The sequence below is a fragment of the Longimicrobiaceae bacterium genome (assembly GCA_035936415.1).
Taxonomy (GTDB): Bacteria; Gemmatimonadota; Gemmatimonadetes; order Longimicrobiales; family Longimicrobiaceae; genus JAFAYN01.
Map to the genome: position 1 here is coordinate 1 of DASYWD010000523.1, position 13254 is coordinate 13254.

The following is a 13254-nucleotide window of genomic DNA, read 5'->3' on the forward strand; positions in this document are numbered from 1 at the left end:
AACATGAAGGGCAGGACTCCCGAGCAGGTCTTCCTTGCTGGCCTGCCCCAACCCTCCACCCCGACCGCCGAGGAGGTGCCTGAGGCTGCTTGATCTACTCCCCGGCGGGGGCAACTGTCAGGGGAACACCATCACTGTACACTTCTGGCTCGTCCAGAAGGATTATCGTCTCTGGACCCACCATCGTATTAAGAAGGACACCTGCGAAGCTGCGCATACCGTCACCTTCTTCATGAAGGAGCGGTTGTTGCTCGAGCCTTTCGATCCAGGCGCGGTGAACAGGGTGCTCACCCGCTTCGAAGGCGGGACGCTGGCCGCAGTATATTGGGATCGTCGCACCGGCGGCGCGATGAACAACAAGATCCCGTCCGAACGCCTCACGAAACCGGAGGCTTACCTGTTGTTCAAGCTCTTCGTTCCTATAGAGATAGTGGATGGGGTGGGAAGGTGCCTGACCCGTCATGTCAATTACCCCTGCCGGGTCAGCCGTTTTCAGACGCTCTTCAGATGTCAACATATGACATATTAGCCGCGTTACTTCACGAAGGGGACTGCTGGGGTCAGTGAGCCATTGGGCCGCAAACTCCGGGCGGAAGTGCACCCCCATTCCGTACATCAAGCCCGGGTTGTCCCGGTCGGGCTTGCCGATCGATGCTAACCAATGAGGGACTGCATCCGCAGACACTTTTCGCTCGATTGCAAGTGAACTAACAACTGGAGAGGTGATCTTGTCTCCCTGCCTTAAGTGTTCACGAATGAAGCGAAGGGTTGCGCTTTTTCCCGCGCTGTTGGGGCCCACAAACACAACTACATCGTCCGGTCCAAGAGTGATGCTTGTCCCATCACTGAACGTAATACACTCGACCCAAACTCGTGGATCTTCCAGATCGAAGAACTGCTCTGCTTTTTGTGTCAAATGACCACCTCCAGTTCCTCAGCTATCCGTCGGGGCATTAGCGGCCTTACCGCAGCGACGTGTCGTCATTTTCCTAACTTGATCCTATCGTTTGGCTTCAGTTTTAGCTATAGGTCCCCTCGCCCACTCGCGATTATCCTACTCGGCGCCAGCTGCGCGTCCTAGAGCCGATCCGTCGCGCGGCGTAGCTTGGTGGGAAGCTCTGCGGAAATTCGGCGTAGCGGTGCCCCGGCCGTCAGCGCGAGCAGAGGGTGAGGCCTCGACGAATCGCCGGCCGAGTTGGTACTCCGCGACCGGCCCCACTGGTCGGCCCGTACGCCAGCAGGTGAACCTGCCGTCCCGGCCTAGGACGTCCCTGCCAAGTCACCTCCAATCCTAACCACGAGATAATTGCTTGGTTTCCTACCCTCCGCAAAGAGGCGACCCTGTCCAGCGGGTGCCGCTGCACGACCTGAATTCTGGGATCGGGGCGATTCTCTCTGAGGCATTGCTTCGAGAGCCGGCTGCTCACGGCGAGCGGCTGACGCTGCTCGTAGACGTCCTCTCGGAGGCACTTCGTCGGCGCGGGATGGTGGCGACGCTCGTCGGCGGTGGTGCGGTCGAGTTCTACGCGCCCGACGGGTACGTCACGTACGACATTGATCTAGTCGTCGAGACTACGAGCGGTGTCCTGGACAGAACAGAACTGAACACTGCATTTGGTGACCTCGGGTTTGTTCGACGGGGTCGTCACTGGGTACGCGAAGATGTTACGTGGAAGTGCCGGGCAGCTGTCTCAAGGACCCGTTCGTCCAGCATGAAGTGGGTCCCTATACAATGCGGGTTGTCCGGCCCGAGGTGGTGCTCATGGGCCGTCTCGTGGAGTTCGACCAGACGGGCCACACCGGGCACGGAGCGCAGCCTGCCCTCCTGCTTCAGGCGATGGGAGACGGTTGGGACCAGGCTCTGCTGGAGGACTTGCTCTCCCGCGAGCGTTGCGGCACCGTGTTCGCGGCCCTCAAACGGATTGTCGAATCCGGCGAGCCGATTTCGGATGCTCTGCTTCGGGACACCTGGGACCGGCTTCGTGGCCGCAGGCCCGAGCTGGCGCCAGAGGAGACCCGCGAGGAGGAGGAGTGATGGACTACAAGAGTTGGGATCTCACGAAACTGCGCGCCATGTGGGAGCGGCGGCGCGCGATCGTGCGCGAGGCGAAGAAGAACATCGACACCACGGGGATGACCCGCCCGCGGCGGGATCCTGACGAGCGTGCGTTCCTGGAGGAGCGCGGGATGCTCGGCCCGTTCATCGAGACGGACGTCCCTCCGGCATATCCCCGCAAGCGGAAGTAGCCCGTTTCCGCAGTACCTCACCGGTCCGTGACCAGACGACGCAGACGCACTCCGGCCGCCCCGGCTCTCTGAGCCAGGGCGGCCGGTTCCGCGCTCTCCTCCCGGCGCCTCCCCTTCGTCAGGGCGCCGTCGGCGTGCCCTCCACCGTATCCACCGGGCCGGGGACGGCCGCCGTGTCCACGAGCTGCCCGCCGGCCGTGGGCGTATCCACGCCGACGCCCGCCGTGTCCACCGTGCCGGGCGGCAGCTCCTGCGTATCCGCCGCGGTCTCGCCGTCGTCACCGCCGCAGGCAGCCAGGACCAGGGCCGCCATCAGAACCAGCGCTCGCCTGCCGTGCATATCGCCACCTCCATTGCTGATCTGCTTCGTCCGGACGGGAGAGCACCGCCCCATGCAACAAGCGGGCGAGCCGGGGCGGGCGGTTTCCCTCCATCCATGGCTGAGAGAATCATCCTGGCGGACGGTGAACGATCAGGACCGTAACGTGCACCAGCGCGAGGCGGAGCAGATTCGCCCAGATCAAGCCTGACCCCGTACAGGATGGAGGAAACATGGCACCGCTGCATTTCAATGAGGCGCTGGGGTTCCTGTATGAGTCTGTCGGAGTGATCAACACGCTCTGGAACTTCTTCAGCATCGTGGCGCTCGGCGTGGTCGGTCTCGCGTACGGGAAGGATTACATTCACGAGAACAAGATGGCGAGATTGTGGCTGACGATCGGGTTTGGGCTGTTCGCGCTTGCGAACGGGTACGTCGTGAGGCAGGCGCAGGAGACGTACGTCCGCATCGTCGACACGCTCAAGCACGCTGCGTCCGCTCCGGTCCAGGCGACTGCCGGGCCGGGGAACGCTCCGGTCCAGGCGACTGCCGGGCCGGTGAACTTCGCCCCCGTGATCGATGGCCTCGAGATGGATCCGGCATGGATGGTGGTTGTGTATCACGTGGTGCTCGCGCTGTTCGTCGTCCTCGCCCTCTGGGCGCCTGAACTGAAGGACCGGTTCTGGCCGACCCGTCGCTAGGGAGGCCGTCAGCGGCGGCGCGGCCGCGGCTCCAGCTCCGTGATGGCCCCGATCCGGCTGACCCCCGCCTGGCGCGCCGCGTCCACCGCGGTGAGCACCCGCGCGTACGGCACCCGCTTGTCCGCCTTGAGGTAGAGGACGTGGTCTTCCGGCGGGCGCCGCGCGTACGCGGCCCGGAGACGGACCTCCAGCTCCTCCGGGGCGATGGGGCCCGCCGCGCGATCGCCGTCGAGGAAGTACCGCCCCGCCTCGTCGATGCCGAGGGTGACCCGGTCCTCCTTCTCCGGGACCGCCGTGGCCGCCTTCGGCAGCAGGGCCATGCTCGTGATCGAGGGCGTCACCACCATGAAGATGATGAGCAGGACCAGCATCACGTCGATCATCGGCGTCACGTTGATCTCGGCGCTCGGCTCGAACGCCGTCCGGCTGGCAGGCACGCCCATACGCTCACCTCGCTGTGGGGGGACGAGTGACAGGTGCAGTTCCTCCGTGCAACCGGCAGTCCTCCGCCGCGGTGCGGGTGCGGGCATGGCGATCCCGTTGCGCCCCAGAGACTTGGCCGCACAGCCCGCCACGGCCGCCGGAGGCGCGCAGAGGCGGCCTGTCCACTCGCGGAGACTCCGTCGTCCTGCCCGTGAGAACGCACGGCGGGGCGGTCGTGTCCCACTTCCCGGGAGTGGCGCCGCCGGGCCGGGTCGGGAGCGGCGACGGCGAGAGCAGGGCCGACCACCATGTCTCTGGAATGGACGCGGATCCACGGGGAAGGCTGCTGCTGAGCGCCGCCACTACGCATCTCGGGCAGGCCGCCACTCCGACGAAGGTAGAACCATACAGTGGGTGTGCGGGGTCCGCGTAAGCCGTTATATTATAAGCACTTGGAGTGATGCAGCGGCAGGCGCGCCCGCTGAATGAGATCCTTTATGCGCTCCGGGCAGGTCCGGGTCGCGCCGGATCGATTGCGAAGGCAATGGGACAAAGCCCATTCAACCATAGAGGCCGATGACTCATTCGATGTCGACACAGATCAGGAATGCCGCCCTGGCGCTCTCCTTCGTGGCTCTCGCGGGGTGCGTCGGGTCCGAGACTGCCGACGCGCAGGCCCGGCAGCCGGCGGTTGCGCAGCAGGCCGCCTCCAACAAGAAGAGCGACGCGGAGCTGCGGCGCACGCTCACGCCGCTCCAGTACAAGGTGACGCAGCGGGACGGTACCGAGCCGGCCTTCCGCAACGAGTACTGGGACAACAAGAAGCCGGGAATCTACGTGGACGTCGTTTCCGGTGAGCCGCTTTTCAGCTCGCTGGACAAGTACGACTCCGGGACCGGGTGGCCCAGCTTCACCCGGCCGCTGGTTGCCGCGAACATCGTCGAGCGCGAGGACCGGGGCTGGACCGGCGTGAGGACCGAGGTCCGCTCGCGCGGGGCGGATTCCCACCTGGGACACGTCTTCGACGACGGCCCGGCGCCGACCGGGCTGAGGTACTGCATCAACTCCGCCGCGCTGCGGTTCGTCCCGGTGGAGCGCGTGGCCGCGGAGGGGTACGGAAGTTACCTGCCGCGCTTCGGGAAGGCCCGAGCCGGGCGGTAAAGGGCGCCTGCAGTCTGCAAGACGGAGGTGGGCCGGAGAGGACGTGCGGGTGCAGTCGCTGAGGGCGCGGGGAACACTTCCCCGCGCCCTCGACTCGTATTCGCGCCACCGTTCTCCACGCCTGCGCAATCCCGCTGCACCCGATGGGGCGTCGGTGTCCCACCTCCTGGCAGTGGCCCGACTGGACCGGGCCAAGTGCGGCTGAGGGACGGGTGCAGTCCTACCCGGCTCGCATCGCGGACAGGGGATCCACGTGGGTGGCGCGGCGTGCCGGGACGAGCAGCGCGAGCGCGGCAGCCCCGAGCAGGACCACCACCACCAGCGCGAACGTCACCGGGTCCACCGCGCTCATCTCGTACAGCTGGCTGCGGATCAGGTTGGCGACGGCGAGGGAGCCCAGCATCCCCAGCACCACCCCCACCGCCACCAGGCGCAGCCCCTGGCGCAGCACGAGGCGCAGCACCTCGCCCGCCTGCGCGCCGAGCGCCATCCGCACCCCGATCTCCTGCGACCGGCGCGCGACGTCGAACGACATCACCCCGTAGATCCCCACCGCGGCGAGCACGAGCGCGACCGCGCCGAAGAGCCCCAGGAGCACCATGGAGAAGCGGCGAGGCCCGAGGGTGGCGCTCACGAGCTGCTCCATGGTCTGCACCCTCTCGATCGGCTGCTCAGGGTCCAGCTCTTGGACGGTGGCGCGCACCGCCCCCGCCAGCTGCGTCGGGTCGCCCGCCGTGCGAACCGCGAGGGTGAGCGTGGGGATCCCGTACTGCCGGAAAGGCACGTAGAGCTGCGCCCGGCCCTCCGATTCGAGCCCGTCCTGGCGCGTGTGCCCCACCACCCCCACCACCTCCACCCAGTTGGGCCCCGCATCCGTCGCGTCGAGGGAGATCCGCTTGCCGATCGGGTCCTGGCCGGGCCAGTACCGCTCCGCCATCAGCTCGTCCACGATCGCCACGCGTGGGGCGCCCCTCCGGTCCGCGTCGGTGAAGAACCGCCCGCGTCGGAGGGGGATCCGCAGCGTGCGGTGGAAGTCCGGGTACACCGTCCGGAAGTTCCCGTAGGGGCCGGTCTCGCCCTCCGGAACGGTGATCCCCTCCACGGTGAAGGAGCGGTTCCATCCACCCGTCAGGGGGACGGACGAGGCGGCGCCGGCCGACTGCACCCCCGGGAGCGCGGCCACCCGGGGGAGGAGCGCGTCGAAGAAGTTGATCCAGGCGGTGTCGTTCGGGTACTTGGCCTCCGGGAGCGCGATGTTCATCGTCACCACCCCGCGCGGGTCGAACCCGGGATCGACCTGCTGGAGACGGGCGAAGCTGCGCATCAGGAGCCCCGCGCCCGTGAGGAGCATCAGCGACAGCGCCACCTGCGCCACCACCAGCACGCGCCGCGTGGCGGCGCCGCGCCGGTCGGGGCCCCCGCTGCGCCCCCCCTCGCGCAGGGTGCTCTGCACGTTGGCGTGGCGGACCTGCATCATGGGGACGATGCCGAATGCGACCGCGGTGAGCAGCACCAGCGCGGAGGTGAAGGCGAGCACGGACGCGTCGATCGGGATCGTCTCCACCCAGAGCAGGTTCGGCGGCCTCAGCGTGGCCAGCAGCTGCAGCCCCCAGAAGGCCAGCGCCAGCCCCAGCAGGGCGCCGGCGGTCGAGAGGACCAGGCTCTCGACGAGGAACTGGCGGACGAGGTCGCCGCTTCGTGCGCCCAGCGCACTGCGGATGGCCACCTCGGTGCGCCGCGCCGCCGCGCGGGCGAGCAGGAGGTTCGCGACGTTGCCGCACGCGATGAGCAGGACGAAGCCCACCGCCCCGAGGAGCACCAGGAGCGCCGGGCGGATCGATCCGGAGAGCTGCTCGGTGAGGGAGCGGAGGCGGAGCGTCCAGTCCGGGGGATAGACGCTGGGGTACTCCCGCTTGATCCGCTCCGCCCAGGCAGCCATCGCGCGCTCCGCCGTCTCGACGCTCACCCCGGGCTTCAGGCGTGCGGTGAGCGCGAGGTATTCGCTCGCGCGGGCGCCGTCGGAGAGCTGCCCGGGGGTGAAGACGAAGGGGGCCCAGATCTCGACGTTCGGGTCGAGCGCGCTCCGGAAGCTCTGCGGCATCACACCCACGATCTCGTAGGCCTCGCCGTTGATCTGCACCGTCCTCCCCACCACGCCGGGGTCGCCGCCGAAGACCCGCTGCCATGTTCCGTGGCTGAGCACCACCTCGTTCTCGCGGGCGGCCGTTCCGGGCGCCGGCGGCTGGAGGGTACGGCCCAGCGCCGCGGGCACGCCGTAGGTCTCGAAGAACTCGGGCGACACCAGCGACCCCGTCAGCCGCTGCGCCTGCCCCTGGCCGGTGAGGTTCACCCCCCATCCCCCCTGCACCGACACGCTGCTGAAGAGCTGCGGCTGGCCCTGGAGGTCGCGGTAGGTGGGGGCGCCGACCCCGGCCTCCAGGTTGTTCAGCGAGGGGTAGAGGTGGGCCACGGTGACCAGCCGGTCCGGCTCCGCGAAGGGGAGCGGGCGGAGGAGCACGGCGTTCACGACGCTGAAGATCGCGGTGTTGGCGCCGATCCCCAGCGCGAGCGTGAGCACCGCGACCAGGGTGAAGCCCGGGCTGTGAGCGAGCGTCCGGAACGCGTAGCGGATGTTGCCGAGGAGCCTGTCCATTGGGCGCCGGGGTGCACGGGTGGGGATGCGCGGCTAGGCAGCGGGGCGCCGAAAGGGCAAGAAGCGGACGCGGTGGGCAGGTGGTGGCATGTGTATGCGGCGCAACGGCTTGCCGGAAAGCGGCGCTCTGGGCGGGGCCGAGCGGGTGTCCGGCTGTGGGACGGCGGCGTCCGCAACCGGACACCCGGGTGGCCCCGGCGGGCGGAATGCGGCTGGCGAGCGCGGTTGCGTCCCGTCCGAGGCCGCACATATGATGGGTGGCGGTCAGGCCGCGCCCGGGGCCGGCTCTTCCGGGGGCCCGCGCAGCCCGAAGCGCTCGATCAGCTCCGGGTAGCTGTCGGGCTGCATCTCCAGCCCGTAGCGCTCGCAGAGCGCGCCGAACTCCTCGGGGGCGACCTGCGTGATCCCGCCGCGGTCCACCAGCTCTTCGAAGAACCGCTCGAAGCCCGCCGGGGCGATGATCTCGAGGATCCGCGCCGGCTCGTCGCCCGCGTTCCAGAAGGTGTGCCACTGGTTGCGCGGCTTGAACACCAGGTCGCCGGGGCCGGCGAAGAGGACCTCGTCGCCGAGCAGGGCGCCCATGCGCCCTTCCAGGACGAAGCTGTACTCGTCCTCGCGCGTGTGCCGGTGCAGCGGCGCCGCGAGCGAGCGCGGGGGCATGGGGTGCTCGACGAGCGAGAACCCGCCGCCGGAGTCGTCGCCGCCGATCATGAACCGGACGCCAATGGTGCCGAGAAAGCCGGCCTTGCCGTCCTGCGGACCCACCACCTTCGCCGTAGTCGTCGCCATGATCGCCCTCATTGCTCGCGTGGGAGTGTAGGATCGCGGCCCCGCGCCGCTGTACGACCGGGAAGATGGGTGGAGGAGGCGGACCCGGGTATCCCAACTTTCTGGGGGGAGTCCGATGAGCGTGAGCATCTCGCAGGAAGAGGCCGTCTTTCGGAGCGTGAAGCGGGCCTGCTATGCCGGCCTGGACTCGGTCACGCTCCGTGCGGAGGTGGCACGCCGGATCGCGCGGCTGGTCCCCTACGAGGCCTACTCGTTCGCGACGACCGATCCCGACACCGGACTCCTCACCCATGCGCTCGGCGAGGGGATGCCGGAGGGCCTGGCCCGCGCCTACGTCGGCGTGGTGTATCCCTACGAGCAGGCGGTGCTGATGCTGGACCGTGTCCGCTCCGGCGATACCGTCGCGAAGGCCACGTCGGAGCTGTTCACGGACGTGCTCCGCGAGGAGGGCGTGGAGCACGAGCTGAACACCATCCTTTGCTCGGGAGGGGATCTCCAGGGCTTCCTGTGCCTGCTCCGGGAGAGCCGTTCCAGCGGATACGACGAGCGCGAGATGCGGTTCATGCGCCGCATCGCCCCGCACCTCGCCCGGGGGCTCGTCGCTGCGGCAACGGTGGATGCAGCCGTGGCCGAGCAGGCGGCGGGTGTGCGGCACGAGATGACCCGCGGGCACGCCGGGCCGGGAGTAGTGGTGCTCGACGCGGGCGGGCGGGTCACCCTTCGGAACACCCCGGCATCCGCGCAGCTGGAGGACCTCGCCGACGTGGGCGTGTCCACGGGGGAGGCACCGTCCGTACTCGTCAGCGCGGTCGCCCTGCTCTACGTCCGGAAGCAGCGGCCGGGCGCGGAGACGGACGACGCCCCCCAGGACGCCGCGCTCCGGGTACGCGGCCGGTCGGGGCGCTGGTACACCCTTCGTGCCTCGGCCACGGAGCCGGGAGCGGCGGGCGAGTCCTGCACCATCGTCACCATCGAGCCCGTCGGCTCGGGCGAGATGGCCGAGATCCTGACGCGGCTGTACGGCCTGTCTCCGCGTGAGCGGGAAGTGCTGGCGCTCACCGCGCGCGGCGAGTCCACCAAGGCGGTGGCCGCCCGGCTCGGGCTCTCCGTCTACACCGTCCAGGACCACCTCGGGAACGCCTGCACGAAGGCGGGAGTGCGTGGCCGCAAGGCGCTTCTGGCCAAGCTCTTCTTCGACGGCTACGCGCCAGCGTTGTTCTGACCGTCGACGGGCCGGCGCGCGTCCGGCCCATCCTCGCGAGTGGGCCCGTGCGCTCGAGGCCGTTGCGATCGCAAATCCTCCAGCGCATCTTCGCTCCACGGGTCCGGAGTCCGGTCGATCACCCACTCCCCGGAGCATCGCATGCGGCGCCTCCTCCCCGGGCTGATCCTCGCGCTCGCCCTCCCCGTCGGCGCCCCCGCGCAGGGCGGTGCCCGGCCCGCGTCCGCGGAGTGCATCGCCGACCTCGACTCGCTGGAGACGGTCGTCCGGCGCGACTACTCCGGCTTCCGCACCAAGGCGCAGCAGCGCGCGTCCGGGCTCGCCGCGGTGACGGACAGCGTCCGCGCCGCGGCGCGCGCCGCGCCCGATCCGGACGCGTGCACGGCGGCGCTGCAGCGCTGGATCGCCTGGTTCCGTGATCCGCACATGGAGGTCTGGGAGCCGAAGCCGCGCCCGACGGCCGGCCAGGACGGTGCCGCCCGGCCGAGCGCCCCACCCGAAGATCCGCGCCGCCCGTCGCTCCGCTTCGCCGACGACAGCACGGCGGTGCTGCGGCTGGGCGACTTCGGCGACCGCTACAAGCCCGCCATCGACAGCCTGGTCGCCGCGCACCGGGCGCGGCTCCTGGCGACGCCGTACCTGGTGGTGGACGTGCGCGAGAACGGGGGCGGCTGGACGGGATCGTACGAGAGCGTCCTCCCCCTGCTCTACACCCGCCCGATCCTGGTGCACGGGATGGAGGCCTGGGCGTCGGAGGGGAACGTCGCCTACATGCGCGAGATGCTGGCCTCCGACCGCGCCGAGGGGATCAAGCGGGTGATCCGCGACCTGCTCCCGAAGATGGAGGCGAGCCGGGACCGGTTCGTGACCATCAGCGAGGACCGGGAGATCCGCCTGGACACGGTGCACCCCATGCCGCGGGCGGTCGCGGTGCTCACCAGCCGGCGGTGCGCCAGCAGCTGCGAGCAGTTCGTGCTGGACGCGCGGCAGAGCGACAAGGTGACGGTGATCGGGACAGAGAACACGCGCGGCATGCTGGACTACGGCAACTCCCGCCGCGTGCAGCTCCCCTCCGGGAAACGGGTGCTCCAGGTGCCCACCTCCCGCTCCCGGCGGCTCCCGGACGACCCCCTGGACGTGGTGGGGATCGCGCCGGAGGTGCGGGTGCCGGAGGACGAGCCGGACCCGGTGGAGTTCGCGCGGCGGCATCTCCGCTCCCGGTCCTGAGTGGCTCCGGCGAGCCCTTTCCCCGACCCATCCACTCCACGCACCCTCCGCATGCACCCGCCTCTTCCGCGACCCGCGGCGCACCGCCGCTCTACCTCGTTCCGTCGGATGCTCATCCTGGCGCCGGCCGTGGCCGTCCTCGCCGGGTGCACCGGGGACCTGCTCACCCCCGAGCGGGTGATGGGCGTGTACCAGCTGAAGGAGGTGGATGGAAAGCCGCTCCCGGTGGTGTGCGGCTGGACCGCGGTGCACGCCGCCTCCATCGAGCTCCGCTCGGACGGAACACTGGAATGGATGCGGGACTACACCCAGACGGTGTACAGCTCCTACGAGGGCCAGCCGCCGGGCCCGCCGCGATTCGTGGTGCGCGGCGGGGGCGCCTACGAGCTGCGGGGCCGGCAGGTGGTCCTCCGCTTCCAGGACGCCACGGGCGTCGTGACGCGGGAGGCGCCGCTGGAGGGCCGCCGCATGACGGTGGGTGGGCTGTTCACGTGCGGCGACGGGCGCGAGCGGCTCGCCGTGTTCGAGAGATGACCGCGCAGGGAAGGCCGGGCTCACACTCAGCGAGGGCGCCCCGACATGACACAGCTCGCCGGTAGCGTGGTTCTGATTACGGGTGCCGCCGGGGGGTTCGGGCGGGAGATGGTCCGGCAGCTCCTGGAGGCCGGGAGCCGCCTGGTGCTGACGGACCGCGACCAGGCCGCGGTGGAGCGCGTCGCCGCCGAGGCCGGCGCGGCAGCGGGAGGAGGAGGGGAGGTCCTGGCCTGCTTCGCGGCGGACCTGGGCACGGCGGCCGGGTGCGCGAGCGTCCATGCGCAGGCCTCCGCCCTGCGCCTTCCGACCGACGTGCTCGTCAACAACGCCGGCATCGCCCAGTTCGGCCGGTTCGACGAGGTGCCCGCGGAGAAGTGGGAGCTGCTGATGGAGGTGAACCTCATGGCGCCCATGCGGCTCACCCACCTCTTCCTCCCCGGCATGGTGCGCCGGGGGAGGGGGCACGTGGTCAACATCTCTTCGGCGGCGGGGTGGATCGGCTCGCCGGGGCTGGCGCCGTACACCGCCAGCAAGTTCGGGCTGCGCGGCTTCGGGGAGGCGCTCCACCTGGAGATGCGGCGGCACGGGGTGGCCGTCACCACCGTGTACCCGTTCTTCAGCCGCACCCCCATCCTCCAGTCCGAGCAGATCGGCTCGCTGCCCAGACCGCCGCTCCCCGACCGCGTCCTGACCGACCCCGCCGACGTGGTGCGGGAGGTGCTCCGTGGGATCCGCGAGGACCGGGCGCACGTCTTCCCGGATGCCATGTCGCGGCGCCTGCAGCTCCTCAAGCGCTTCGCGCCGTGGGCGCTGCGCTACCTGGCCGGGAGAGGCCGCGGCCGGAGCTCGAAGGGGTGAGCCCGTGACGGCCCGCGCCCCCGCGTCGTCCTTCCTGGTGCGACCCGAAGACGAACCCCGCAGTGAGGGACTCCCATGACGCGCGCCATCTTCCGTACCGCCTGGCTGGCGGCCTGCCTGGCCGTGGCAGGGTGCGCCGGCCCCACGATCGTGGAGATGCCGGACGACGGCCACCTGGTTCAGGTGGGCGGGATCCCCGACCGGATCCCCTCCACCCCGGCCACCATCACGAGCGCCGCGATGCAGGGTGACGTGCTGGTGCTGGAGGTCACCTTCGGCGGCGGGTGCGGGCAGCACGACTTCGCCCTGTACGCCTCCAACGTCTGGCTGGAGTCCGATCCAGTGCAGGTCAACGTGGCGCTGGCCCACGACGGCCACGGCGACCCGTGCCGCGCGCTCCTGTCGCGCGAGCTGCGCTTCGACCTCTCCCCGCTTGCCGCCGCCTACCGGCGCTCCTACGGCCGCGGGGGCACGGTGGTCCTCCGCCTGCGCGAGCCCGGCGGCTCCGGGGCCGCCACGCACACGGTCCGCTACACCTTCTGACGCGCCCCCCACCGGGTGGCGCGATGCGGGGTCCTCTGCCGGCCGGCGGGGGACCCCGCTCGCCTTTCCGGGACGGCTACTTCCCCAGCAGGACGGTGCGCCGGGGGAAGGGCGGCTCCGCCTCCAGCGCCGCCACCATCCACGCGGCCACGTCCGACCGGCGGACGGTGGAGGCCAGGCCGTACCGCTCCACCTCGCGGGCGCGGTCCGCCGGCCCGCCGTTCGCCAGCGTGACCGGGCGCACGGCGAGCCAGTCCAGCCCGCTCCCGGCCAGCGCCTGCTCCGCGGCCTCCAGGTCGCGGTACGCCACCCCGATCTGCCCCTGCCGCACCAGCCAGCGCACGGGGCCGGAGAGCCGCTCGTAGCTCTCCGCCACCCCGGCCGCGCTGACCAGCGCCAGGCGCCGGACCCCGGCGTCCTGCATGGCCTCCACGAGCGAGGGGGTGATCCGCTCCATCAGGTCCGGCGGGGAGAGCGGCGCGCTCCAGGGGCTCTGCCCCGCGCGGCGCTGGCCCAGGCAGCAGGCCACCGCGTCCGTGCCCGCCACCGCCTCGGCCAGCGTCGCGGGGTCCAGCGC

15 protein-coding genes are annotated in these 13254 nt (G+C 70.3%); 9 read left to right on the plus strand and 6 right to left on the minus strand.

The features are described 5' to 3' along the window. Nucleotides 1-94: 94 nt before the first annotated feature. Complete coding sequence (locus tag VGR37_21120) at nt 95-916, minus strand: hypothetical protein (protein ID HEV2149913.1); 822 nt, start codon at nt 914-916, stop codon at nt 95-97. A 753-nt stretch (nt 917-1669) separates the two neighbouring features. Here VGR37_21120 and VGR37_21125 point away from each other — a divergent pair. Both VGR37_21125 and VGR37_21130 read left to right on the plus strand, forming a co-directional pair. After that, nucleotides 1670-2035, plus strand: coding sequence for a hypothetical protein (locus VGR37_21125; protein ID HEV2149914.1), 366 nt, complete (start codon nt 1670-1672; stop codon nt 2033-2035). Then, nucleotides 2035-2247, plus strand: coding sequence for a hypothetical protein (locus VGR37_21130; GenBank protein ID HEV2149915.1), 213 nt, complete (start codon nt 2035-2037; stop codon nt 2245-2247). Before VGR37_21125 ends, VGR37_21130 begins: the two co-directional genes overlap by 1 nt. Nucleotides 2248-2365: 118 nt before the next feature. On the opposite strand, the gene VGR37_21135 is transcribed toward VGR37_21130, so the two are convergent. Beyond that, nucleotides 2366-2587: a hypothetical protein gene (locus VGR37_21135; GenBank protein ID HEV2149916.1), complete on the minus strand. Its 222-nt coding sequence runs from the start codon at nt 2585-2587 to the stop codon at nt 2366-2368. Between the two features lie 212 nt (nt 2588-2799). On the opposite strand from VGR37_21135, the gene VGR37_21140 reads away from it, so the two are divergent. After that, nucleotides 2800-3267, plus strand: coding sequence for a hypothetical protein (locus VGR37_21140; GenBank protein ID HEV2149917.1), 468 nt, complete (start codon nt 2800-2802; stop codon nt 3265-3267). Between the two features lie 8 nt (nt 3268-3275). Here VGR37_21140 and VGR37_21145 read toward each other — a convergent pair whose 3' ends face one another. Then, on the minus strand, nt 3276-3710 hold the full coding sequence (locus VGR37_21145) for a biopolymer transporter ExbD (protein HEV2149918.1): 435 nt from the start codon (nt 3708-3710) through the stop codon (nt 3276-3278). A 568-nt stretch (nt 3711-4278) separates the two neighbouring features. Here VGR37_21145 and msrB point away from each other — a divergent pair. Then, a complete protein-coding gene (gene msrB / locus VGR37_21150) occupies nt 4279-4851 on the plus strand; it encodes a peptide-methionine (R)-S-oxide reductase MsrB (GenBank protein ID HEV2149919.1) in 573 nt (190 codons plus the stop codon). Between the two features lie 220 nt (nt 4852-5071). On the opposite strand, the gene VGR37_21155 is transcribed toward msrB, so the two are convergent. Both VGR37_21155 and VGR37_21160 read right to left on the minus strand, forming a co-directional pair. Further along, nucleotides 5072-7504 carry an ABC transporter permease gene (locus VGR37_21155; protein ID HEV2149920.1) on the minus strand — a complete coding sequence of 811 codons (2433 nt, stop codon included), beginning with the start codon at nt 7502-7504 and terminating at the stop codon, nt 5072-5074. Nucleotides 7505-7768: 264 nt separating this feature from the next. Next, nucleotides 7769-8293 carry a cupin domain-containing protein gene (locus VGR37_21160; GenBank protein ID HEV2149921.1) on the minus strand — a complete coding sequence of 175 codons (525 nt, stop codon included), beginning with the start codon at nt 8291-8293 and terminating at the stop codon, nt 7769-7771. A 115-nt stretch (nt 8294-8408) separates the two neighbouring features. On the opposite strand from VGR37_21160, the gene VGR37_21165 reads away from it, so the two are divergent. From VGR37_21165 to VGR37_21185, 5 genes are all read left to right on the plus strand, one after another. Continuing rightward, entirely contained in the window at nt 8409-9515 is a 1107-nt protein-coding gene (locus VGR37_21165) for a helix-turn-helix transcriptional regulator (protein ID HEV2149922.1), read from the plus strand. 141 nt (nt 9516-9656) lie between these two features. Continuing rightward, on the plus strand, nt 9657-10742 hold the full coding sequence (locus VGR37_21170; protein HEV2149923.1) for a S41 family peptidase: 1086 nt from the start codon (nt 9657-9659) through the stop codon (nt 10740-10742). Between the two features lie 108 nt (nt 10743-10850). Then, the gene (locus tag VGR37_21175; protein ID HEV2149924.1) at nt 10851-11276 is read left to right on the plus strand and encodes a hypothetical protein; all 426 of its coding nucleotides are present in this window, start codon (nt 10851-10853) and stop codon (nt 11274-11276) included. Between the two features lie 45 nt (nt 11277-11321). Continuing rightward, nucleotides 11322-12134 (plus strand): SDR family NAD(P)-dependent oxidoreductase, encoded by an 813-nt coding sequence (locus VGR37_21180; protein HEV2149925.1) that lies wholly within the window; start codon nt 11322-11324, stop codon nt 12132-12134. Nucleotides 12135-12209: 75 nt separating this feature from the next. Further along, entirely contained in the window at nt 12210-12677 is a 468-nt protein-coding gene (locus VGR37_21185; protein ID HEV2149926.1) for a hypothetical protein, read from the plus strand. Nucleotides 12678-12753: 76 nt separating this feature from the next. Here the strand turns inward: VGR37_21185 and VGR37_21190 are convergent. After that, nucleotides 12754-13254, minus strand: a 501-nt coding sequence (locus VGR37_21190) for an NAD(P)H-binding protein (protein ID HEV2149927.1), incomplete at its 5' end; no start/stop codon positions are given.